Source organism: Streptococcus salivarius (genome assembly GCF_009738225.1).
Classification (GTDB): domain Bacteria; phylum Bacillota; class Bacilli; order Lactobacillales; family Streptococcaceae; genus Streptococcus.
In genome coordinates, this window is record NZ_CP018188.1 from 103036 (window position 1) to 126962 (window position 23927).

Annotated in this window: 30 protein-coding genes and 2 pseudogenes; 29 read left to right on the plus strand and 3 right to left on the minus strand. The window is 34.9% G+C overall.

Annotated elements, in window-relative coordinates:
* Positions 1-81: 81 nt before the first annotated feature.
* The 22 genes from BSR19_RS10980 to BSR19_RS11070 all read left to right on the plus strand — a co-directional run bounded on the left by BSR19_RS10980 (position 82) and on the right by BSR19_RS11070 (position 15209).
* On the plus strand, positions 82-975 hold the full coding sequence (locus tag BSR19_RS10980; protein WP_156247156.1) for a ribonuclease D: 894 nt from the start codon (positions 82-84) through the stop codon (positions 973-975).
* Between the two features lie 306 nt (positions 976-1281).
* Positions 1282-2010 carry a DUF6994 family protein gene (locus BSR19_RS10985; protein ID WP_156247157.1) on the plus strand — a complete coding sequence of 243 codons (729 nt, stop codon included), beginning with the start codon at positions 1282-1284 and terminating at the stop codon, positions 2008-2010.
* 324 nt (positions 2011-2334) lie between these two features.
* On the plus strand, positions 2335-3627 hold the full coding sequence (locus tag BSR19_RS10990; RefSeq protein WP_156247158.1) for a hypothetical protein: 1293 nt from the start codon (positions 2335-2337) through the stop codon (positions 3625-3627).
* Positions 3628-4588: 961 nt separating this feature from the next.
* A complete protein-coding gene (locus BSR19_RS10995) occupies positions 4589-4855 on the plus strand; it encodes a hypothetical protein (RefSeq protein WP_231606015.1) in 267 nt (88 codons plus the stop codon).
* 12 nt (positions 4856-4867) lie between these two features.
* Positions 4868-5236: a hypothetical protein gene (locus BSR19_RS11000; RefSeq protein ID WP_156247160.1), complete on the plus strand. Its 369-nt coding sequence runs from the start codon at positions 4868-4870 to the stop codon at positions 5234-5236.
* 14 nt (positions 5237-5250) lie between these two features.
* Positions 5251-5679, plus strand: a complete 429-nt coding sequence (ssb, locus tag BSR19_RS11005; protein ID WP_156247161.1) for a single-stranded DNA-binding protein — start codon at positions 5251-5253, stop codon at positions 5677-5679.
* Between the two features lie 73 nt (positions 5680-5752).
* Complete coding sequence (locus BSR19_RS11010; RefSeq protein ID WP_156247162.1) at positions 5753-6601, plus strand: PD-(D/E)XK nuclease-like domain-containing protein; 849 nt, start codon at positions 5753-5755, stop codon at positions 6599-6601.
* Positions 6602-6655: 54 nt separating this feature from the next.
* Positions 6656-7663, plus strand: coding sequence for an ERF family protein (locus tag BSR19_RS11015; RefSeq protein ID WP_156247163.1), 1008 nt, complete (start codon positions 6656-6658; stop codon positions 7661-7663).
* A 191-nt stretch (positions 7664-7854) separates the two neighbouring features.
* A complete protein-coding gene (locus tag BSR19_RS11520) occupies positions 7855-7995 on the plus strand; it encodes a hypothetical protein (protein WP_180948424.1) in 141 nt (46 codons plus the stop codon).
* 320 nt (positions 7996-8315) lie between these two features.
* Entirely contained in the window at positions 8316-8606 is a 291-nt protein-coding gene (locus tag BSR19_RS11020) for a hypothetical protein (protein WP_125411933.1), read from the plus strand.
* Between the two features lie 53 nt (positions 8607-8659).
* Positions 8660-8968 carry a hypothetical protein gene (locus BSR19_RS11025; RefSeq protein WP_156247164.1) on the plus strand — a complete coding sequence of 103 codons (309 nt, stop codon included), beginning with the start codon at positions 8660-8662 and terminating at the stop codon, positions 8966-8968.
* A gap of 12 nt (positions 8969-8980) precedes the next feature.
* The gene (locus tag BSR19_RS11525; protein WP_197092261.1) at positions 8981-9157 is read left to right on the plus strand and encodes a hypothetical protein; all 177 of its coding nucleotides are present in this window, start codon (positions 8981-8983) and stop codon (positions 9155-9157) included.
* 19 nt (positions 9158-9176) lie between these two features.
* A complete protein-coding gene (locus BSR19_RS11030) occupies positions 9177-9833 on the plus strand; it encodes a JAB domain-containing protein (protein WP_156247165.1) in 657 nt (218 codons plus the stop codon).
* 15 nt (positions 9834-9848) lie between these two features.
* A complete protein-coding gene (locus tag BSR19_RS11035; protein ID WP_156247166.1) occupies positions 9849-10337 on the plus strand; it encodes a hypothetical protein in 489 nt (162 codons plus the stop codon).
* A 52-nt stretch (positions 10338-10389) separates the two neighbouring features.
* Positions 10390-10833: a GNAT family N-acetyltransferase gene (locus BSR19_RS11040; RefSeq protein ID WP_156247167.1), complete on the plus strand. Its 444-nt coding sequence runs from the start codon at positions 10390-10392 to the stop codon at positions 10831-10833.
* Between the two features lie 2 nt (positions 10834-10835).
* On the plus strand, positions 10836-11015 hold the full coding sequence (locus tag BSR19_RS11045) for a hypothetical protein (protein ID WP_156247168.1): 180 nt from the start codon (positions 10836-10838) through the stop codon (positions 11013-11015).
* A gap of 117 nt (positions 11016-11132) precedes the next feature.
* Positions 11133-11489 (plus strand): hypothetical protein, encoded by a 357-nt coding sequence (locus tag BSR19_RS11050; RefSeq protein ID WP_156247169.1) that lies wholly within the window; start codon positions 11133-11135, stop codon positions 11487-11489.
* Between the two features lie 24 nt (positions 11490-11513).
* Positions 11514-12140, plus strand: coding sequence for a hypothetical protein (locus BSR19_RS11055; protein ID WP_156247170.1), 627 nt, complete (start codon positions 11514-11516; stop codon positions 12138-12140).
* Positions 12141-12151: 11 nt separating this feature from the next.
* Positions 12152-12313, plus strand: a complete 162-nt coding sequence (locus BSR19_RS11530) for a hypothetical protein (protein WP_197092262.1) — start codon at positions 12152-12154, stop codon at positions 12311-12313.
* A gap of 202 nt (positions 12314-12515) precedes the next feature.
* Positions 12516-13106, plus strand: a complete 591-nt coding sequence (locus tag BSR19_RS11060; protein ID WP_156247171.1) for a type IV toxin-antitoxin system AbiEi family antitoxin domain-containing protein — start codon at positions 12516-12518, stop codon at positions 13104-13106.
* A complete protein-coding gene (locus tag BSR19_RS11065) occupies positions 13106-13942 on the plus strand; it encodes a nucleotidyl transferase AbiEii/AbiGii toxin family protein (protein WP_156247172.1) in 837 nt (278 codons plus the stop codon). Before BSR19_RS11060 ends, BSR19_RS11065 begins: the two co-directional genes overlap by 1 nt.
* A gap of 307 nt (positions 13943-14249) precedes the next feature.
* On the plus strand, positions 14250-15209 hold the full coding sequence (locus tag BSR19_RS11070) for a DUF6994 family protein (protein ID WP_231606017.1): 960 nt from the start codon (positions 14250-14252) through the stop codon (positions 15207-15209).
* 56 nt (positions 15210-15265) lie between these two features.
* Here the strand turns inward: BSR19_RS11070 and BSR19_RS11075 are convergent.
* Positions 15266-15430, minus strand: a pseudogene (locus BSR19_RS11075) (site-specific integrase); the annotation flags it as partial.
* Between BSR19_RS11075 and BSR19_RS11080 the strand changes: the two are divergent.
* The 3 genes and pseudogenes from BSR19_RS11080 to BSR19_RS11940 form a co-directional block, all read left to right on the plus strand.
* Positions 15353-15880 carry a hypothetical protein gene (locus BSR19_RS11080; protein ID WP_197092269.1) on the plus strand — a complete coding sequence of 176 codons (528 nt, stop codon included), beginning with the start codon at positions 15353-15355 and terminating at the stop codon, positions 15878-15880. The pseudogene BSR19_RS11075 and the gene BSR19_RS11080 overlap by 78 nt on opposite strands.
* A 772-nt stretch (positions 15881-16652) precedes the next feature.
* A complete protein-coding gene (locus BSR19_RS11085; protein ID WP_156247174.1) occupies positions 16653-17219 on the plus strand; it encodes a CPBP family intramembrane glutamic endopeptidase in 567 nt (188 codons plus the stop codon).
* Between the two features lie 469 nt (positions 17220-17688).
* Positions 17689-18018: pseudogene (locus BSR19_RS11940) on the plus strand (hypothetical protein); the annotation flags it as partial.
* A 127-nt stretch (positions 18019-18145) separates the two neighbouring features.
* Here BSR19_RS11940 and lnu(C) read toward each other — a convergent pair.
* Complete coding sequence (gene lnu(C) / locus BSR19_RS11095; RefSeq protein ID WP_019543803.1) at positions 18146-18640, minus strand: lincosamide nucleotidyltransferase Lnu(C); 495 nt, start codon at positions 18638-18640, stop codon at positions 18146-18148.
* Positions 18641-18663: 23 nt separating this feature from the next.
* Complete coding sequence (locus BSR19_RS11100) at positions 18664-19701, minus strand: IS1595-like element ISSag10 family transposase (RefSeq protein WP_002837184.1); 1038 nt, start codon at positions 19699-19701, stop codon at positions 18664-18666.
* A gap of 76 nt (positions 19702-19777) precedes the next feature.
* Between BSR19_RS11100 and BSR19_RS11105 the strand changes: the two genes are divergently transcribed.
* Genes BSR19_RS11105 through BSR19_RS11120 form a run of 4 tightly spaced genes read left to right on the plus strand, consistent with a single transcriptional unit; the run spans position 19778 to position 23915 of the window.
* Positions 19778-20608: a radical SAM/SPASM domain-containing protein gene (locus tag BSR19_RS11105; protein WP_156247176.1), complete on the plus strand. Its 831-nt coding sequence runs from the start codon at positions 19778-19780 to the stop codon at positions 20606-20608.
* 11 nt (positions 20609-20619) lie between these two features.
* Positions 20620-22317 (plus strand): ABC transporter transmembrane domain-containing protein, encoded by a 1698-nt coding sequence (locus tag BSR19_RS11110; RefSeq protein WP_197092264.1) that lies wholly within the window; start codon positions 20620-20622, stop codon positions 22315-22317.
* Positions 22292-23158 carry an ABC transporter ATP-binding protein gene (locus BSR19_RS11115; protein WP_156247178.1) on the plus strand — a complete coding sequence of 289 codons (867 nt, stop codon included), beginning with the start codon at positions 22292-22294 and terminating at the stop codon, positions 23156-23158. The genes BSR19_RS11110 and BSR19_RS11115 overlap by 26 nt, the downstream gene beginning before the upstream one ends.
* Before the next feature lie 4 nt (positions 23159-23162).
* A complete protein-coding gene (locus BSR19_RS11120) occupies positions 23163-23915 on the plus strand; it encodes a hypothetical protein (protein WP_156247179.1) in 753 nt (250 codons plus the stop codon).
* Positions 23916-23927 lie beyond the last annotated feature (12 nt).

Below are 23927 nucleotides of genomic sequence, written 5' to 3' on the forward strand. Positions count from 1 at the left end.
CTTAATGACATAAAGTATCTAACAGCAATACCTCATTATTTTTCTTCACTTTAGTCTTTTGTTATTTAAAGAGGTAGAAATATGAATTTTGTAGCTAGAATTAACTTGAAAACTGACACACCTTATCGTGAAGAATTAATCGATTTTTGTTTAAAAGGAAAACAACAGTATTTGGCTATTGGTTGGAGCCGAATATATGGTGAGGGAGAAGCATTAACTTATTCTGAATTTTATGAACGACTTCGTCAAGAGCCTGGTCGATTAAATACTGTGTTGAATATCTTTAAGGATACACATGAAGATAATTTGTTTTGGACACGTGATTTAGATGGTAATTATTGGATATGTAGAGCTAAAGGAGAGGTGCTTACAAGGTGTGACAAAAGATTAGACATAGGAGCACTTTTACCGATAGATGCTTATAAATTCGGTATGCAAGTGCCAGGACAAATCAAGGCAGCATTTAACAGAGCTAATGCTGGAACGGCTCAAAAAATTTATGATGCTATTATAGTTGAGTACTCAAAAGCAATTTATAATAAACTATCTCAAACGAATCACTACGACGTTGCTCGATTAGAAGGTAGTTTATTGGACAACCTGCCTGATTTTGATTTGGAAGAGCTAGTGATTTCCTATATACAGGTAAAACAAGACTATTATGTTCTTTCGAATTCTATTGCAAGTAAATCGACGACTATAAAAGTCGAATGCGAGTTTTTATCTAGAGATCCTAAACGGGTGAGAAAGGCAGTTGTTCAAGTAAAAGGTAGAAAAGCAGAAGCACTTGATGCATTACAATTTACTGATTTTACCCAGAATGGTTATGAAGTGTTCCTCTTTGCACCAGAAGTATTGAATGCTGATAAGGTGGATAATATTGTCGTTATTACGCCAAATGAATTAATTGACTTTTACGAGAATTACAAAGTAATACTTCCAGACTCAATCACGCAGTGGGAGAATTTATACTAATTTTACTATTTGTAAATCATCAATTATGAGTAATACTTGAACTCATTTTCTTTGACACATATGGCACTATTAGGTACTTGATGTTAGTATGATTTGATAGACATGTTCTGGAAGAATAATATCTAACCAAAGGAGATGTCTAAATGTCACAAAAATACACTAAATAATTCAAAGAAACTATTGCTCAATTGCATGAGTCAGGAAATTCAGTCTCAGAGCTTGTTAAGGATGGGATTGAATAATAGCAAGCTCTTTCCTAGGGACGAAGCAACTTGTCTCTAATGATTTACAAGGTAAGGAGAACAATTGGAAATAATCAAAGATAACTTGAAGCGTTGTGATGCATTTTATAAAAGTGATTTTTACCAATTTCTAGAGAATCATCACCCAAACTATATTCCGTATCTATTTGACCACTTATGTGGGGATCCAGATGCTAGAGATGTTAGTTTATACCAAGATTTAAGTAAAAAATTTCAATTATCTGCTAGAAAAGATCATTTGATAGATTTGGTTGAAGGACGGAAGATTCGACTTGCAGCCGATATAATTTGTGGTAGAAAGCAAATTGCCGATTTTCATAACAATGATTATGAAAAGTGGAGAAAAGATTATGAGCTTGTTCGTTCTAATTTAAACCTTCATTTTTTGTGGCCTAAACATAAGGCTCCAACGATCAATACTTATCGCTACACTAAATATTTAGATAGGATTGATTGTTTACTTTTTGATTTAAAATCTTATTTTAGAGGACAAGAGACTCCGATGATGGCTGCCTATCAAAGTGAAGAAACATACATTTGGTTAAGGCAGTTTAATAGAGATTTCAAGTACTTTATTGATAAGATGAAGTTACAGGCTTTTGTTAATGACAACTATGATGTTTTAGATATCAGTACAGGTCAAACTGAGATTATACGGGATATCATTTCTAGAAAAGAGATATCAGAAACACTAAATCTTTACATGGAAAGTTTGTTAAAGTTAAATAGGCAAAATGTCTTTAATAAAGAGTGTCCCCCAATCCAAGATTAATTTGATAATTCAAGAGACAAAAATTTTGCAAATATTGCCGAATTAGAAGATTGATAGTTGAGAGGTGGTACTTAAGTGAGGTTACATAAATACTTTAGGTTCTTATTATTAGTAGGAAATGTTTTGTCATGGGTGGTCATCTTGATGATAGTATCGAATAACTCCATCGAAACAAGCAAATTGTCTTTATCCGTGTGTGTGATACTTGTTACTTACTTAATTGGATTGAAAATGAAACAGTATAATGACATACTATGATATATTAGGGACTAGGTCTATATAGCAAAATAGCCAGGATAATTTCTTAGAGAAAGGAGTAGGAGAGTGTATACTTTAGAGATCCCTTTGAATACCAAAGGTTATGATGATTTTCTAGCCAAACGTTTTAAATATGGCTACAAGTTAAAACGAGCCGTAACAAATTGGATCAACTGTCAAGAACATCGTCGTGTTAGTTCAGAGGAATATAAGTCTTTGTCTATACGTACTAAACAGCTAGCAGAGTTAAAGGAAGCCATATCTAAAGAGAAAGACAAGACAAAAAAACTCTCTATGAAGGAAACTCATAAGGAGCTTTCAGCGACACTTAAAGCTGATTGGATAGCCTTAAATGATAGATTTGGCCTTAATAGTGGTAAATTCATCCGATATAAAGAATTAGGCCAAGCAACTGCCATGTATAAAAGGTATGCAGAAGAAGGAATAATCCACTGGTCTACTATGGAAATTATTGCTCAGACAGTTAAAGGAGCATATCTTCAGCGTCGTAAACAAGGAGAAAGTAGCAACCATGTATCAATTGGTCGCTTAACGAATTTTACGACTTTATGGTACCGTAAATGCAATAACAACGTGACTGATGAAGGGGTATTCTTTGAGACTGGGAAAGGCAGAAACGACAAGCTGTTTATCCCTTTTGCTTTTCGCCGAGAACAAGAGATTAAGGTTGCCTATGCACTAGAATTCCCAAAATTAGCGTTATATGCTATTAAGCGAACTCTTGTTAAGGGAAATATTTGGAAATACAGTATTTTATTAGTTTTTGATGGTGTTCCTTATGGATTGGACCATGAGCTACCAAATAAAGGAAACGTGGAAATTAAGTTATCTGTTGAGCAGATGGCGATTACAGCTGCGCGTGATAATGAGACTATTGTTTATGATCTCTCCAATGATTTTGGGTATAGTAAACGGTTGGCGGACTTGGATAGAGCTATAGAAAGTAAGCGTCAAGCCTTAAACCCAGACAACTACGATGAAAATGGTGTTCCGAAAAAAGGGAAGAGAGCATGGGTGCAGGACTCAGCCTATAAGAAACTTCTAGACCAAAAACGTTATATCTGGCATAAGGTAAAACAAGCACGAAAGAACCGTTTTGGACGGATTGCTAATCAGATCTTGATGTTGGGTGATACCTTTACTCTTTATCAAGAGGACTTCAAATCCTTGCAATCCCGTAAGGATTATAACCCAGAAGAGATGTCTTGGTTTGACCATCGAAAACAAAAAGGCTTTGAAATTATGTTTAATGCTCCATATGAATTTGTGGCTATTTTAGAGAATAAACTCTCTTTCAAAGACCTAAAACTGAACAAGATTAAACATAAGAAAAAGTGATATCGGGTTCATTGCTTGATTTCTTGCCTCAAATGATAAATATGTTATAATGACTAAAAGGTTTATTTAGGAACCTTCAAGGTAATTATGAATAACCTTGTAAATACCAGATAGCCTAACCGGAAGCTAAGGCAAGAAGGTCGGGAGCTGGTCCATGTTGAGGTTTTGTTACTGTTCTATTTGACATGGTACTAAAACTTAGAGGAAGGTTAACCTTTAAAGTACATGGTTTTGTTACTGTTCTATTTGATATGGGACTAAAGCATAAAATGTATATCATGCACCTTTTAGGTGTTTTTTTTGTTTTACTGTAAGTCACCTTTAATCTAAAGTTGCTATTTTTTCATGCGTTTGCTATACTAAAGACATAAATTGTTTAATTTATATCTAATTCACCACCTCTAACGGTGAACCTTTGGTCACGTGACTAAAGAAAAGAGAAGCATGGAGGAGGAGATGTCATTACTGGTTCTGTCCCAGCAATCGGCATACCATGTTTTATAAGGGGTTAAAAGGGAGCGTACTCGCTTTTAGCTATCAGTTAAGCCATCAGATAGAAGAAGAGGCTTAACGCTTATAACAGGTACGAGATATTTGCCTTTACTTACTTTGAAAGGCTACAACAAACGTTATTAGCAACTAAGCATAACGAGAAGTTTATCCTATGGTTTGCCATAGGCACGCGCAATCTTGTTTTTTGAGACAAGGCTTGCCGGCTTCTTTGTTATGCTTTTTTTGTTTTGAGTTTGGGTAGTTGGACAAAAAGAAAGGCGACATCTCGATGATTAGAGGTGAGGAACAGGTGTTCCCAAATCTAAATGGTCGTCATGCGGAGGAAAGTCTATGAGCAGGTGTTCGAGGCTTTCCAAGGTCACTTTACAACAACAATTTTTAAAGGAGAAAGACAATGAGAAATTCTTTCAAAACAAGCTCTACTTATAGAGCAGCAAGAAAACAACAAATGACAGCATCAAAAAATACTTTTTTTGATGCTGACGGCATGGTGATTTCTGCTTCAGATTGGGCTACTTTAGTTCTATCTGGGGAGGTAGATCCTAAGACTTCTTGGTCTAATGATAATGTTAAAGGGAAACTTGAGAGAGTTTCCCCACGTAGCCATTGGACTAAGAAAGGCTTCAGAGAGTACCTTGGTAAATCAAGGTATGTCTCTAAACAAGATACTCAAGCAGAAGTTCTCGAGATGATGGATCTCGAGTTAGTTTTTTAAAGGAGAAAGACAATGAGAAAATCAATGACGAAAAAAATGAGAATGGTTGATACCTATTCTCCAAAACACTTCAGAACAAGCTCTACTTACAGAGCAGCACGAAAAAAACAGAAAACGGCAACAAGAAAGTCGTTCTTTGATGCAGAGGGCATGATGGTCTCTGCTTCAGAATGGGCTACTTTAGTTCTTTCTGGGGAGGTAAATCCTAAAAATTCATGGTCTAATGATCATGTTAAGGGGTATATCGATTATTTATCCCCACGTAGCCATTTCACCAAGAAAGGTTACAAAGAATTTTGTGGAAAAAGCCATAAGTTTTCTGATGGATTAGATGAAGGGGAAATCGTATTCCTCGACATTGAAGTCGTAGCAGAGGATTAAGAAAGGAGAAAGCAATGATTAATAAAGTAATTCTAACAGGACGTCTTGTAGACGCTCCAGAACTACGCTACACACCTTCTAACAAGGCGGTGGCGACGGCTCGAATCGCATGTCCCCGAGATTATAAAAATCAAAACGGGGAGCGAGAGACAGACTTTATTTCTCTCGTAATCTGGGACAAAAAAGCAGAGAATTTCTCAAACTGGATCAAGAAAGGATATCTTGTGACAGTTGAGGGACGTTTGCAAACTCGTTCTTATGAAAACCAACAAGGTCAGCGTGTATATGTGACCGAGGTTAATGTGTCAAATTTTGACAACTTACAGCCTCGTGATCATAGTAACACTTCTTCGCAAAGTCCAGATTTTGGACCTGCAGAAGGGGGCTTTCCTGGTGGCGGAGAACCGTTAGATGCTTCTATATTTGAAAATATTCCTTTCTAGATAGCAAGGTCTTTAGAAGAAAATAGAGAGAGTTCAGTCATACTGAGCTCTTTTTGTTTATGAAAGGAGAAAAATGATAGAAGAAGTAGCAATTCTACCTCCATTGACAGAGGATAATTACTACCAAGATAGGCATTACATGTCTACTTCTCGTTTTAAGGAGTACATCAAATGTCCCTTAAGGCAGGAAGTTGTTGACTTGGGCTTTTTGCCTGAGAAAACAGAGACAGAAAGCCTACTTGTTGGTAATTATGTTCATTCTTATTTTGAGAATAAAGAAGCTCATGAAGCTTTCTTGGAAATGAATCAAGATAAGATCATAAGTCAACGAGGAAAAACCGCTGGCCAAGTAAAAGCCCCTTTCAAACAAGCAGATAAGATGATTGCTGCTTTAGAAAAAGAGGAGCTATTTAATCGTTTGTATCATGGTACAGATGATGAAATGGTGGAGAAAGAACGGATTATCACTGGTACGTTAGAAGGGATTCCCTTCAAGTGCAAAATTGATAGTCTGAATCTTTCAGGCGGTTATTTCATAGACCTGAAAACGATGGAGAGTCTTCAGTCAGAAAAATATTCGACGACACTTCATCGTTATACGAAGTCTCTTCTCTATAACATTGTAGAATATCAGTATACGCTACAAATGTACGTATATCAGGAGTTGCTGAAGCAAACCTACGGTTATGAGTTTACACCTTATATTATGGCAGTTTCAAAAGAACCTGTTCCAGATAAGGAGTTAATTATGATTGATGATACTATCATTGAAATGGGGAGAGACATCTTCTATGGGCATCTTGAAGTACTTAAAGATGCTTTAGCACATAAGTCTGTCGAAGGATGCGGTCACTGTGATTACTGTTTAACGAATAAGTCGTTGGTTACAGCAAAAACAGTGGCAGAATTTTTACAACAATAATAAATAGGAAATAAAGTGGTCTCTTGATCACTTTTTATAATTAAGGAGAAAACAATGACTGTAAATACTGAAACTATGGTAAATGAAATCATCGAGGCAAAGGTGGCTCTAGCTAAGGCTGAAATGCAACTAGAATGGCAAAAGGCTGATCAAGCTAAAAAAGACCATTCTAAACAGGAGCCAGAGGTTATGGCTCCGCTGTTTGAAGCTTGGGCCAAGGCTCAAGCTGAGTTTGAGTCGGTAACTGCGACAAGTAGAGTCACGTTTAAGAACGTTGACTTTAAGTTCGCACCTCTATCAGAGATTTTAGGGGCTGTACGTCCAGCACTCAATAAGCATGGTCTAACTTTGACGCAGCAAACCAAACATATCCCGTTTGGTAATGCCAATGGACTCAAAGTTGTGACGACACTACTTCACGAAAGTGGTGCCTCTTACGCTATTGAGTCTGTTCCTGTGTTCTACAATGTCAATGACATTAAGAACCTGGGAGCTCAGGTGACTTACCTGCGTCGATACGAGGTCAAAACGCTTCTTGGTATTGAGGCTGATAGCGAAGAACTAGATATGGACAATGTGCCAAATCATTCGCAATCAACACAAGAGACTGGTAATTATGGTAGTAATCATACTTATCAGTCAAATGCCCAGGCGAGAACACCTCGCAAACCAACGGGTGCTCGTTATGGGAAGTCAGCCAAGTCTGCGTCAGTTGCGTTTTCTTTGAGTAGCAGTGAACAGACATCACTAAGTGAGGTGACATCAGCTGCTAACAAAGTTGCAAGCGAGAGTGTATCACAGGCAACTAGTGAAGCTGAAGTAGCTACTCAAACGAGTGAAACAGCTACTCTAGAGCCAAAAGGGACAAAGGCAAATGTTTGTAACGATGATCAACTGATTCAAATGGTTGCTCGTGGTGAAGAAGCGGCCATGTCTCTTGGAGCCACAGAAAGCCAGCTGCTTGAGTGGTCGGAACTAGGCGAAAGTAAAGGGTTGACTGTTCAACTCAAAGCTTTATCTGATTTTGTTGCCAAACAACGTCAACAAGCACAACAACAATAGGTGTAGAACAAAAAGTGGTCAGGATTTATTACGGCAACAAAATAAGAGAAATGTTCATTAGTGCCATTATCTGATTGGCATTAAGTGAACATTATCCAGAGGGTGGAACTATCCCTGGGTGAGAAAGAGTATGATATAATAGGATGAGAATTATACAACATGATCTTATAAGAATGAAGGTAGGAATGGATATGCAAAACATTAACGATCTTTTTGAAGCATATATCGCAGAAGAGGACTCTATTAAGAAGGAGTCTTTGCTAAATATGTACAACCATGCTTTGCAACAGAAGCAAAAAGAGGTGATTAGTCGTGACTACTTTGTCAGATAGACAATCACGAGTCTTTTAGATCTTTTCCATTCAAACCGAACTTATGTCGAACAACAAGTTTGGTACACTTTCTCTAAACAGACACATCCAGAATTGTTATTTATTGGGTTTGTGGCCATTCTAGACTATTTTTTCCTATGTAACTTGCTTCGCAACAAATTGGTTTTTAACCTGTAGTTGCCGTAGTATTTCTAATTCTCATTCTTTTGATAGAAGGGATTCAACACCTTTTTGTAGTTGGACAAAGGAAGGAGACGTCTATTATTAATATACTGTGTTTTTTAGAGGGTGCCCATAAGCCAAAAAAACATAGGCAATGTATGGCTAAAGTGTGTACTTATCTAAAGAACGACGGGCATAAGGTTCGAGTAGGGTATGTTTCACTAGCAGGTCTTGAAGCTTTGGATAACAGAGGAGTCAATACAATGAGTGAAGCTGTCCCCGGAAAAAGAGTCTGGTTAATCGTTTATGATGAAGATCGTCCCTGTAAATCCTATACGAATGAAGATATTCATTACTACAAGGAATTTGTGGATTTGTTTTCGTCACGTCTGAAACGGAGACTTTACTACGAAGCCATGCTTAACGAACTGACAGTCCTCAAAACATGAACAGAAAAATGGTCCTAGGGGCCATTTTTTTATTTTATAAAGGAGAAAAAACAATGACAAAAAGAGAAAAAGCCTTGTGGTTACAAGAGCACTACAAGAACTACTCCCTTAAATGGTACCTAGAGAATGATGCCAGATTAAATGCGATGTTTAGAAAAGCTTATCATCGTTATATGACTGACCTGAATGTACGCGCTTCGAAAGCGCAATTGTCTCATATTGAGGACCTGGGCAAACGTATGCGAGAGGTATACGAAGATGTCTACGGTACTAATTTTGATAGCGATTGTCGCTTAGACCGTGCAGAAACGAATCGAAAGGTGCAAGCTATCCGCTCTATGTGGGTAGTAGCACCAGCCTAGGAGGAGGTCGTTATGGATAGAATCAGTATTCTGCTAGAAGCACTTCCTCGAAAAAGTACCATTTCGGTTTTGTATAAGGGTAGTACTGCTGTTGTAGTTGCAAGAGATGATCAAGAGCGTTTGCTTTTTAAAGTAAGCACAACAGTAACTGTCGCTATGCAACTGCAGGAAAAATGGCTTGTGGTTTAACAGGTAAAGGAGAAAAACAATGACAGAAACAATTACTAGGAGACAAGTTAGACATCCAAAAGACTTTGGTGATAGAGAGCTATTCAAAAGGGCTTTCACTCACTGGATTCCTTCAGAAAAGGTTGATGCCTTGTATTCTGAATTGCAAGGAGATTTTAAGAAGGTCTTTAAGAAGGTCTGTGAGTTAAGTATCGAGGAGTTAAAACATTATGGATTAACTCAGAGAGATGCTATTGCCTTTCTTTCAATGCTTGAACTTTTCAAACGTTCAGAAGGTGAGGAAGAAAAGCCAACTTGTGTCACTGGGACTGGATATTTTGCTCAAAGTATCCAAAAAGCCTATGGACATAAGAAACAAGAGCATCTTGTAGTGTGGTACTTGGATGTGCATTGTAACGTTATCGAGGAGCGAGTAGTTTTCATCGGTAGCGTTCATCGTAGTATGGCGTGTCCAAGAGAGATTTTTCACTATGCAGTGAAGAATTTAGCTCGCTACGTGCTGGTAGCTCATAACCATCCTTCTGGGAGTGTGTTTCCTTCCAGTAATGATATTAATGTTACTGAGGCCCTTGAAGATGCTGCAAAGCTCTTTGAAATGGAGGTCTTAGACCATGTTATCGTAACGAAGGATAATTACTATTCTTTTAGAGATAACGGAAGAATGCGTTGTTTCTAGGAAAGGAGAAAAAGAATGGGAAATATCTCTAATGCCTTTGGCAAGGTAACTATTTCCGCACCAACAATGTCAGATATTGAGGTGCTTGTGGCTACTCATAGGGTAATCAATGAAAAAGCTTGGATCCCAACGACTCTAAAAGGTCATCCAAGAAAAGCAGATTGTATCACAACTGAAGAAGGACTTGTCTCAGTGACACTTCCTTTTACAGCTTGTGGGAACTGGAATATTCGAGAGAATATCGATAGCTTTTTGACTAACATCTTAAAGCAAGATACCACTCTTAGCGATATCCCAATGTCTGCCACATTTGATTATGTAGATGCAGAGTCTGGCGTGAACTTTATTTATAAAGCAACCGTTATGACTCGCAATGTCCCAGGTAAAGGGGTAACCACTGAACTCTTAACAGATGAAGACCTTGGGGATTACTCAGAGTCTTATCTAAAAGAGCTAGAGGAAGCCTATGATCAAGAGCTTGCTTTAGGCCGACTGTCTATCTAAAAATGGTGTTATAATAGACATAAAGAAAAACATGTTGGCGAGGAAACAGAGCATGAAAGAGACATTCTTTTGGAACTTTAGTTCAGATGCAATCTCGACCTTATCTGATTTGACGTCAGAAGGTTTTGAAGTTGATTGGACGGTAAGGAGTTCATCTAATGCTATTACCAGTGGTTTTGTGATTCAAGGGGAGGTTTCTGGAATGATTGAGTTCACTCCAGAGCCAAGTGATGCATACACCTTTGTTCATAAGTTAGAGGTTCGTATGGACAAGAAAAATCAAGGGATAGCAGGGCTTTTGTTAGCACATGTTGCCCAAGATGCTCTCAATCGTGGTTTTGAGGGGGTCATGATGTGTCTTTCAAAGACTGCTCTTTTAGACTACTACGTGCGTCGCTATGGATGCAGTCGTATTGCAAACACCAACCGTGTGATATTTCATACGGCAGCATGCCAGTTGCTTATTGACCGCTTTTTGAAGGAAGGAGTAGACTAACCATGAGGATAGTAGAACAATTTAAGGCCGATTGGAAGTCTTTAGGTTTACCAGAAAAACCATACAAGACACCAGAGGAGATTGAAATGATCAAGAACGGTAATCTTGTGTGGGCTGCGCGTGTTGAAGAAAAATTGGGGCGTAAGTTAAGCCCACGAGAACTTGATGAGATGCAGTGGTAATTCACATCTATAAATAGTATATCGTGTAAGATACATCGTATACTGGATATATAAGAGAAAGAGGAAGGTAGTAATTCTAGGTTACACCTCCTCTTTTTTCTATGGAGGAGAAAAACAATGACAAAAAAACATATCTATATTTATAAAAATAAAAAAACACAGGAAGTCTTTGCAGATCTTTTTGCTAAAGACCTTCTTGAAGGCGTTACAACATTCCCTCGGATTGATAACGCTCAATCTTATTCATTTTTGGAACTCTCTTGTCTTTATCTCAAGAGAATTCTAGAAATGAAGGAGCGTAAGGTTCAAACCTTATTCGTTGAGGGAAAACCTGAACCAGCACTTGCTTCAGCATTGTTACAAGCACGTGTTATGGGACTGAATGTTGTCATCGAATTGATGACAACTGAAAGCAATAGCGAGACACAAGAAGAGTTCAAGGAGCTCGGTCTTGACGATGTTGTAATGGCGTGATTGGAATCAAGAAGGAGAAAAACAATGACAGGAATCACTCAAGGTCTCTACTATATTGAAAAGGTTCACCAATATAATACGAATATTGGTGGCTTTCCGTCAGACTTAATCAATGATCGAATTTCAGCGATTATTGCTAGTAACAAGACGGATATGCAACAAAGTTTGCGATTCAGACCCGTTAGAAACGTGGTTTTGAATCGAGAGGGTGTATCTAATCTTCCACCTATTGAAATCCCGTTTGAATCTTCACTTTATTATGAAGTTGAAGAAATAAATCCGGGGTTATCCAAGCTAGTTGTTACAGCGGAACATGCCGCAGCCTTTCAAGAATCGGATATTCGCATGTTGGAAGCTCGCTTAACTATGTTACAGCGTGCCAAAGAATGTGGAAATTTTACGACAAGTAATTTTCCGAGTCGTTTTCCAAAGGAAGCAAGAGATGATTTAAGTCAGTTAGATCTTCTAGCTTGGGAAACAAAAGATATGCCAACATATCTTTTCTGTTTGATGGAATCAGCATTAGATAGTTACCGGGGATTTTATTCCTTGAGAGACCTAATGGAGGATGCTAACGGCACCCTTCAGCAAGGTTATGATAAAGCTGTTTACTGGCTCTATAGTGGAGTCAAAGGACAATATGAATATTAGAAGGAGAAAAAATGACTAAACATAGTTATACAGCAACATTTAAGCGTAAAGATGAAACCGTCTTTACGAAAACGTTTCTAGCTTCAGATTTGTTTGAAGCTGATGACCACGCATTGCAGTTTGCTACTAAGCGAGATATTCTCTATCTCGACTTAGGGCCTGCAGTTCAGTAAAAAGTTAAGCTACGTATTTTATACGTGGCTTTTTTAAAAGGGTTAAACGATCTACTGGTTTTTATCGCTTGCCAAAAACTCGTGCTTTGGTGGCATCCTTATTGAAGAAATTAAACCCGAAATAGTTGATAAAAAAGAAATAAAATGCTAACATTTAATAAAAGTGTTAGCATTTTATTTCTTACGAAAGGATAGTGCTATTATGAATAATATTGAAATGATTATGGCTTCTTTTCAACAACATCAAGGATTTTTGACCTTTCAACAAGTACTTGAAGAGAAATTACCTTACAAAATGTTGCTGAGAATGATTGATGAGGGACAAGTAGAGGTTGAAGGAAAGGGGTTATATCGCCTCCCTGATACTTATCTGGACGAATGGTTCGTGGCGCAGCAACGTTTTTCAAAAGGAATTTTTTCTTTAGAAACAGCTCTTTGGTTACATGGATTATCACTAACAGTTCCCTTTGAGATGACCATGAGCTTCCCTTATGGAACCAATACAAAAAATGTTAAATCAGAAGGTATACGTCCGATAGTTCTTCGTTCTTATTACGATGAAGGAATTATTGAGCTTGAGCGACAAGTGGGTCAGAAGATTAAGGTGTACGAGCCGGAGAGGGTTTTAGCAGAGTGTTTAAGACCAGTTTATCATGTTGATGTTCAAGTTATAGCTCCTGCATTTAAGATGTATTTTCAAAATCACAAAGTTAACTATTCAAAACTGTTTCACTATGCACAGTTATTCAAGGTGACTAACAAGTTGCAATCTTACATGGAGGTATTAACCTAATGTTTTCCAATGCAAATAGCTTTAAGGCAAAGATTAAGAATATGGCTAAGGATAGAGGTATTCCTGCCCAGCAGCTTCAGCAAAACTTCCTGATTGAACAGGTATTGAAATTGATTGCTAAAAGTTCCTATAAGGACTCTTTCATTGTTAAAGGTGGCTATCTAATAGGACAGTTGATAGGACTAGATAAGCGAACGACAATGGATTTAGATGTGACGCTTAAAGGGACTACACTTAGCCAAGAAAATCTGATTGCCATCTTCGAAGAGATTCTTTCGGATTCGGATGATGTCTTTTCATTTGAAGTAGATAAACTAGAGCCGATTCGCCAAGATGACGAATACGGGGGATTTTCTCTAAAACTCAATGCTACATTTGATACTTTAAGAGAGGTTGTTTTCATCGACATTACAACGGGTGATAAGATTACACCTAGAGAAATTACTTATTCGATGCCATCTCTGTTTGCAAATGAAACCATTGAGGTTTGGACTTATAATTTGGAAACTGTCCTAGCTGAAAAATTGGAAACGATCATTAGCCGAGGAGTAGCATCAACACGTCCTCGTGATCGTTATGACCTTTTTACCTTGTATCATATCAGAAAAGATGAGATAAATTTCGATGTGTTGCGTGAAGCCCTGGCCAATACTGTAGAAAAACGAGGAAGTAAAGAGGCTATTGATATTTGGGAAAGTCAGCTAAATAGTATTGAGACTGATGAGTATCAAAAGCAACTTTGGACACGTTATCAAAGACAATTCAAATATGCACAAGATATTTCTTTTGAGAAATCAGTTCAGATTGTTAGAGAACTCATGACAACTATTATGTAATATATAACGGTTCATTACCATATATTGGGTAGTGAACCGTTTTTTGTCTCTAATCCTTTTGGTAAAAGGAACATTCATATTCATTCGCTCGAAGGTTGTTATTAGGTATCCAGTTAGGTGCTATACCCATTAGACTTGCTATATCTTCAAGAGGTCTTTATCACACTCAATGATGACTTCATCATTAAGGAGTTGCTATGTATTGGTGGTAGTGTAAAATAAGTTGTGTAAACACAAAATTATTGATAGTATCCGATGATTTTAAGATATAGAGTAGTTAGAAATGAATTAAGGATAGTGGTTTAAAGTGGAAAAAGAAACGATTATATTTCAGCGTAATGAGTTTGATAATTATTATAGAAGTGTGTTAAATGGTGGTAAATATGTTGATCCTGATTGTAGAGAGGACATTGATACACCCTACTATAATTTTTTAACGGAATTTTTAAGAAAAAGAGAGAGTGAAAGTAATTATAAAAATAAATATTCTTTTATTCCCCCTAAACTTGCTAAACTAACTAGTGAGAGTGAGAAAAAGATCAAAGATAATGATAAATATAAAATTGTTGTGAAGCAAAATGCCGAATTGCTGTTCAGACTTACTTCAGATCAATTTGGTTTTTCGGGAGATGAATATGTATATCAGCAATCCTATGGTCATCTCAAGTATCCTTTAGCTAGAATTAATTATTTATCTAAAAATGAATCTATTGATGAGAGAGAGAGGATTTTAAATAAACTAATTAATTATGTGAAAAATACAAGAACGCTTGGTGGATCTTTTATCTGGCCTACGCCTAAGAAAAGTGAAGGTTTTCGAAATAGCAAATATAATATGAGTCGTGGTGTAGGTTCTTATATAGAAGATCGAGTAGATTTAACTCTTTTAGAGATTAAACATGCACTAGATGGGGAATATCATAAATCTCAACATAAAGATGATATTCTATATACTCTTTATATTAATAACACAGATGGTATACGAACATGGTTGGACCATTTTGAGACATTTGAGAAATTTGTTGATTATTTTATGTTTAATAATTTTATTGAAAATGGAATGCCACTTAACATCTTGACAGGTAAGGCTATTTGTGAAGAAGAAGTAAAAAAATATAAAAATAAAACATGTCAGATCAAGAATCTCAAATTAAGTGAACTGTTAGAGATGATTGAGAGATTAGAAAACATGATAATTAATAGAACATGTCTGATGGAAGAACATATAAAGGATTATATATTGCATGTTCATCATAATATTTTTTAGATTCCTTTCATATCAAGGGGTTAGCCCTTGTTTGTTACTTTTTGATGCCTTATTCTTTAAAAATTATCAAAGGCAGAAGCTACCTCTTTTTGTTGAGTTGGGAATAAATGTGAGTATACATTTATTGTTGTGTTGATAGAGCTGTGTCCAAGACGTTTCATAAGTGTGAAGAAAATATAGTCCTTCCCCTCTCCATTTCTAAGACCTTGAAAGAAATAGAAGTCGGTGAGCATAAACGAGTTAGTGAATCGCTACAATTTTTAGTTGAACTTTTTCATGGTGAGTTTGGAGGAAAAATAACTAATTACAAAGAATCACGTCTAATGGCTAAAATAATTAAGATAGAAGATAGTTTTAATAAAATAAAAGAACGACTTGATGAGGAATTTGATTATGTCGAAGTTAATAATGGAGATGAAAGTTTACTCATTAAGTATTTGGAGAATATCGCTGATAAATTAGTTAAAGATTCGTCTAGGCATTTTAAATCATTCATACTTGCTAATCTATATGAAGATTGGGATATACATTGTAAAAAAGGCTCTTTTTATGATAAGTTTGATATTGAGTTCCTCAAGTTTAAAGCAGAAATGGAAAATCAAATAAGTAATTTTGTGGAGGAAAAGCAGTTTTCCGATTTAGATAAGTTGTTACTAAATGAATACTTATAATAATAGGTATTATAGTCCAGAGAATTGACTGTTATTTTGAAAGTCATTCCTGAAGATTAATGAGGAGAGTGGTAATGCAAGGTTTTTGTATGGTGAAATTGCTTATCTTGATGAATAAGCTGTTTTTGAGTTCTTCTAAAAAATCAGCTGTCTTAGAATATCAGTCACTGTGTTTGGTGCGGAAAATTAAAAATTGATCTAAAAATATGATTTTAGGTCTTTGCGAGCTCAGACAGTATATACACACTATCGAAAAAATAATCATCAGCAAAAGTTAGATCGACACTTTTGAGCTGATGATTATTTTATATTTTGGTGAGTGTTTCCCAATCCCTTATAAAATAAAAATTTTATCAAACAAAATATTTTACTATTTACTACACTCAAAACAACATAATAATACAAATGAAATTTTATCTTAACAATTTAAGGTATACTATAACCATCAACAGAGATGTTGAAATAATTCAAAGGAGGAAGCTATCATGCTTAAATTTTCTACAAAGAAAACCAAAAAGGCAGGCTGTGTGAGTGTAGGTGCACTAGTTTCAGTTTCAATTGGTCACTACATTAAAGAAGTTAAGAGTACGGTATAGCTTACTTTTTGAGTATCGGAGAAGTACAGAGAAATGTTTGTAGTGATGGAAATTGTTAAAAATCATCATTGTTGAAGTATTATGCTTAATTATTTCTTGTTACAAAAATTTCTATGTACAATCAATCGTTTAGGTAGGCAATTGTAAAATTAGCCTACTTTTTATTTAAAGTTGCTATGAAAGAAAATAGAAAACTCCAGATATTAGTACAGTGTTTATTTCAAGTAATGATTTCGAATATTTGCTTGATATTATATGTCTTATTTTGTTCAGTTTTTTTAAAAACTCAGAGCATACTGTTATCATTAAGTGCCCCTACAATGGTCGCTTTGGTAGTGCAGCCAATATGTTTAGAAAAAATTTTGTTTAAAAGTAAAGTCAATTATTCCCAACATATTATTGTTGTTATATCGGCCTTAATAATTATTTTGTTTTGTTCCCTTGTTAACATACCTGAAAAAACTATATTGATTTTACATTTTATTTTGATAGGCTTTTCTGAAGAAATATTATATAGAATGATTATCTTAGATAGGATGAAGTCTTCTTATAATATCTTAGAATCGATAGTGATTACTGCGCTTATCTTTGCCTTTTTAGGTCATATATCGGAACCTATTTTAGATAATCTAATGGTAAGATTTCCTTTGGGAATATTTTTAGCATTTATAAGAATAAAGTTTAATAATATTGGAATTCCAACGATTATTCATACTTTATATAATGTTTTAGTAACTTTTTAGAAGAGGTTTTTTATGAAAATTAAATTGGGTTCAATATTTTTATTTTGCTTACTTATTTTGACATTCATCAATTATAATTTTATTTCAACTTATAATTTGTTTACGTTTTATATATTGTTGATGCTTCTTCCTTCAATTTTGTATTCAAATTGTTGTGTGATTCTCTTAAGACACTTCCATAAAGGGACAACAAGATATTACTTTTTATCAACCATTTTACATTTTTTATTGAATTGGATGATAATTCACCGATTGTTGACAAAGGAAGTGTTTAATAGCCTTGTCGAAAATACAATGAAAATTAATCCTAATGTAGGTAACAATATTTCATTAGACTTGAGTATATCGTCATTTTTTGTTATTAGTCTATTTGTATTTTTGTTAATGCTTATTGAAAATTATTTTATAAGAAAAGTTGAGGAGAAATATGTTTCTAAATGATAATATTTCAGTAATGAAAACAGACGAAATGTACCTACTATTCAATTTTAGCAACGGGATAGTTGCTGGGGTAGATAGTCAAGCAATTGAATTTCTAAAACGAGTAAAAAATTATCAGTTAAATTGTAACGATTTAACAGATGAAGAAAAAGAATTTTTTGCCTATCTTGTAGAAAATGATTTCATTTCTGATGTAGAATTTAAGAATGAGCAAACCCCAATAACTGCCTATCTACATTTAACTAATAAATGTAATTTGCATTGTGTAGGTTGTTATTCTTTCGATGAGCGAAGAAATAGATGTGAAGATCTATCAACAGAAGAGATATTAAATGCAATTGACCAACTTTCTGATGTTGGAATTCAAAACCTAGTATTCTCTGGAGGAGAACCTTTATTAAGAAGGCTATGTCACAACAAACAGTTGATAAATAGCCATTTTTATAGGGGAGTATCAGAACTCCCCTACAAACTGTTATTTGCAGTTATCTATACTCATTTGGAATTTCGATATGAAGTGTCTCACACAATAACTTCACATCATGTGCATCATTTTCATCAAACTCGTATCCCAGATGGAACATTACTTGACTATATGGTTCAATACAGGAAACCTCTATTTCCTCAATTCTTCCTTTACCCGAAAAAGTTTCTACCGGAAAACAATCCCCATCATAAAGAATTTCACCTTCGTCCGTATATTCAAAACAATGCAAATCAATAATTCTGTTTTTCAAATCTTCCCATACAGTATGGTTCAATGTTGTATATTCCATCTTAATCTCATAAAAGCCATTAGCTTTCATTATTTCTATAAAGTTCTGATAATCGTTCTTTTCTACAAAAATGTCAATATCATTATGGGCTCTTGACTGATATCCAAGAAGAGCATCTACACCCCAGCCACCATCAAGAAAGACTTTAATCTCCGCATCTATTGCAAATTGAAGAATCTGTTTTACATCTGTTATATTGACCATCTTATCATCTCCACAAATTCTAATTAGGCGACCAGAGGAACTGCTGGTCTGTTTGATAAATCTCTGCATTTAGCAGTTTTCAATGTTGCCAAAACGAAAGTTAAGAAGATGTTCCTTTTCTCCATGTCGCTTTCTTTGGCGTAATTTACAAGGTTATTCCACACAAGATAGTTGTTCAGATACTTGGTAGAAACACCGTTAAAGCCACGCATAAACCTCTTTAGCTGGCTATGGTAGCTATTGATATGTTGGATATTATAAATGCCTTTCTTGGCTTTGCCAGTCTTTAACTGCACAAGGTCAATGCCATTGGCATTTGTAAATCTCACATAGGAGTTCATCTTGTCCGTAACAAGAGTGGAATTGGTCTTAATCCTACCATCATAAATATGATGTAAATCTCTTGTAGAAACTCTACCAGTATTCGTAATCTTGGAGATAGACAAGCCATTCCTATTAACCGCACAAGGAACACATACCTTTTCTTGGGACAAGCCTCTGATATGTGTAGAATGACCACGCTTATGAGCCTTGCGTGGCATAGCAAATGTCTTACTCTTGCTATGATTGCCCTTGTACGAGATGGCGAAAAAAGTTTCGTCAGCCTCAATAATGCCGTCAAGGGTAACATCGTCTGCCATATTCTGAAGTGCATCCAAAATCTTGTGTCTCCAAAGGAATGCGGTGTTTCTGTGAATCCCACAAGCAACAGCAGTCTTACGAATGGATAAGCCATTCATCATACAATCAATGTACTGCTCCCACACGGACAAGTCTTTTCTTGTACCAGACACAATGGAGTTCGTAGCAATCACGAAGGACTTGCCACAATCCTTACATACATATCGCTGTGTGCCATCTTTACGATGACCATTGCGAACCACATGGATACAGCCACAAAGAGGGCATACACGACCATTTGCAAAGCGTTCCTTTGCTACGAAATCTTCAATATTCAAAGACTTTACAAAGGCAGGACTTAAAAGCATTGTTTTAAGGCTTTCCTGCTCTGCGACAGTCAACTTACCGATAATATCTAATGCGTCTTTGATAGTAGGCATATCCAATTACCTCCTTCGGTGGTACTGTTTCTTACTATTATTATACGCTATTTCTCGTCAAAATCAACCATTTGTTGTGACAGAGCCATTAAGAAAAAACATTCTTCAAATAGTGGAATATGCTAAAATAGTTGCTAAAATTCCAAATGTAATATTAATAACTAATGGAACTATTTTTAATAAAAATATACTTTCAGAACTATCAAAATTTGTGGATACTGTTTCTGTTTCATTAGATACATACTGTTCGGATAGTGAACCATATCTCAGAGATAAAGGAATATTTGACAAGATTATGCGGTCAATTTCTTGGTTAAAAGAATCGGGAAATAATGTCAATATTATTCCAACAATTCATCACTTGAATTCAAGTAATCTCCTTGAGTATGTAAAACTTGCAAAGGAAATAGGAACAACGATTAGTTTCAGTATTCTCAGTGCATGTTTTGAAGGCGAGTTAATGTCATATCTTCCCGATAACACTGATTTAATAAATATTAGTAAGTTTATGATTGAATCTGATGCACCAATCAATGATAGTGCCCTAGAGGATAAAACTTTAGTAGCTAGGAATTACTGTGGAGCTGGGACCTCAATGATTGCCATAGGCACTCAAGGTAATGTCTATCCGTGCCACATGTTGATGTATGATGAGTACTGTATAGGAAATATAAAGTACGATTCAATAAACAAGATGCGAGAGAAATCTGCTAATGCAAGGTTATTCAAATCATTGAATGTAGATAAAATAGAGGGTTGTTCACAATGTCAATTCCGATATCTATGTGGAGGAGGCTGCAGAGCTCGTTCAAAATTGAAATTTGACGTAGTAGATAAAGTAGATCCATATTGTCGATTATTTAAAGCATACTATAATAAAGTTGCGGCGGAAATTATTTCTGATTAGGGAGAATGTCTATGAAAAGGGTCTTAAGGGAAGAACGAAATAAAATAGTAGTATTTATTATCTCTACGTTTATATTGGGATTAGTTGAAGTATCGTTTGCTACAATAATTCAAAAATTCATTGATTCCCTAGAGTCATCAGATATTACAAAGTTTAAATTAGCAATTTTTTCCTTTACAGTTTTTCTTGTAGTAAACTATATCTTGAATCTTTTTGTAATATGGATTCAATCAGTGCTTACTAAGAATATTCATCTGTATTTAAAATCAAATTTAGCTAAATATTTTTTATCGCTTGGTTATTGTGATTTTTCTGAAACAACTACGGGTGAAAAGATGAATTGCTTTGATTATAAAATATCGCTAATTGAACAGTATTTTTTAGATAGCATTTTTTCAATGATACAATCAACTTTGATGTTGATTATTGCGAGTGTTTATTTATATCAAATTAGCCCGTTGATTTGCATAATTGTATTTGCTTTAGGGATTGTATCTATGCTGGTTCCCTTGTTACTTGGTAAAAAATTAAATGATTTAGTTTCTGAAAATGTAGTTCTAAGCGGAGAGTATCTACATTTTATAAAAGAGATGTTTCAAGGAATACTGGCGGTCAAGACCTTTCAGAAGGAGCGGACATTTTTTGAGAAATTTGAAGAGAAGTTATTTAAATTTGAACAGAATGCTCAATTGTTAAATGTAAAAAATGGTGAGTATAATCAAATCAGTGGTTTTTTTCAGTATGTAATCATTATTTCTTGTTTATGCTTTGGTGGATTTTTAGTGTTGAATCAAGGCTTGACATTAGGAAAGATGATTGCGGTTACACAAATTTCAAATTTGATAGTTGGTCCAATTCAACAGATTGGTTCTTCAGTTATTGATATTTTGGCTAGTAAGGATATAACGAAAGAAATGTCAGATATTTTTTTAAAACAATCAATCGTTTTAGATAAAAAAGTATATCAAAAAGGTTTTGATAATATAAGGATTTCTACTTGTAGTGTCACAAAAGATAATAAAAAGCTCTTGGGTGGTGTTAATATATCTCTTGAATATGGTAAAAAATATTGTATTATTGGTCCAAATGGTAGCGGAAAAACTACATTTGGACGATTAATGTTAAATTTGTTAAATGATGTTGAAGAACGAGTATTTATAGATAGAGAAGCTAGTAATTTAGAAGATGTCGCCAAATTGATTTCATATGTACCGCAAAATAGTATTGCTTTTAAAGGTACTTTGAAAGATAATATTACATTGTTTGAACGCTACGATGATAAAATTATTGATGAGGTAATTAGAGACGTTAATTTAAACAATAAAAGTAAAGAGATTCAAATGATTTCGGAAAACGGTGACAATATTTCTGGTGGAGAATTGAGAAAAGTCAATATAGCTAGAGCATTTTTAGAGGATAGACCAATAATACTAGTTGATGAATTTGAGTCAGCTCTGGATGAAGAATCATCAAAACTAATAGCTGATAAATTTTTGAGTTCAGAAAAAACGGTGATAATGATTTCTCACAATTTAGAGCAGTCATTTTTACAAAGGTTTGATTCCATAATTTTTATAGAAAATGGGGAAGTTACTGCAATGGGAAAATACGAAGTATTATTAAAAAATTGTGATAACTTCTATAAATATTTAATTCAAACTGCCCCTAGTGGAGGTAATATTCATGAATACAATACTACGAGCGTGTAATTTAAGTAAATCATTTGGTTTACAAGAGGTGTTAACTAATATCAATTTTGACATTCAATCAGGAGATATAGTTGGCTTGATTGGAAAAAATGGCTGTGGAAAGACTACTCTAATGAAGATGATATTGGGTTTTACATCACAAACCAAGGGTTATATCCAATTTGAAGGTGATCCGAATTATCATACTAAAAGGAAGACATTAAATAAAATCGGTTTCCTCCTAGATTGTAGGCTGTTTGAAGATTTCTCTGCATATGATAATTTGAAATTATTCTCTATGTACTCTTCAACAGTTAATGAAGAAAATTTAGATGACCGAATTGAGAGGTTGTTAAAGTTTGTTGGTTTAGATAATAGTAAAAAACTAGTAAAATCTTATTCTTTTGGTATGAAACAGAGATTGGGTTTGGCACTGGCATTACTAGATGATCCTGAATTTTTGATTTTAGACGAACCATTTGTCGGTTTGGATCCCACCGGAGTTAGAGTTCTTCTAGATTATATTGTAAAGTTACGTCGGGAAAAGGGTGTTACGATACTAATCTCATCACATCAGTTACATGAAATTGAAGAAATTTGTGACTATTTCTTATTTATAAATGAAAAGAGTATTGAAAAACATTCTAAACTAGGGGAAAATCAAATAGTTATTACTTTGGGACATCTAGTACCAGAGTTGGAACAGGACTTAAGAGATATGATTGATATGAAAGAAGGTCAGATAACTTTACCAAAGGATATGTCGTTGCTGAATTCAACATTAAAGCTTATTTACAAGTATAATAGTGAATTAAAAGATATCACAATAAATGATTCTACAGAAGAGTTATTTAGGGGGTGAAAAAATGCAATCGATAATATTAGCAGAACTATATAAATTACTGAAACGGAAAAATTTTATCATATTAGCAGTGTTATCTTTGTGGTCGTTAATTTACGGATTAGGCGCTTTTTTACATTGGGATTTTGTAAAAATTGGTGCTAAGTTGGATTTAGTTACCTTTATTACAACGATGTGGACGTTTTTATTGATATTAACTATTCCACTATTATTAATTTTGTACACTGCTTCCTTTATTTTAGGAGGAGAAATCCAAGGAGGGCAAATTTTACTAGAAGTAAACCGAGTATCTAGTAAGAAAACGTTGATTATTTCTAAGTATATAGTTGTCATCTTATCAATCTTATTTTTGTATGTACTGAACTGCTTATCATCACTCATCACTTATATTTGTTTTTTATCTCGAAGTGAGTTTGGTTACGTACATTTTTGGGAACTGCATTCTACAAATATGCAATCAATAATAATTAGTTTGGTAAATTTAAGTTTCATTATTTTATTGGCTAGTGTAGCCTTTTACTTATCGTTATATGTTTCGGCAATAGTAGCCGCATTTGCAAGTTTAGGTGTTTATTTTTTATGTCAACTTTTGTCATATATTGCTATTATTTCTAAATTTGTTCCGGGATACTTTTTTATTGTATCGAATTATCGTTTTTCATTGGAATTATCTATAGTTCACTTGTTAGGTTATTTCTTGATTTGTCTGTTATTATTGATTGCTACTACGAAAGGATTTGAAAAGAAAGCATTATGAGTGATATAATAT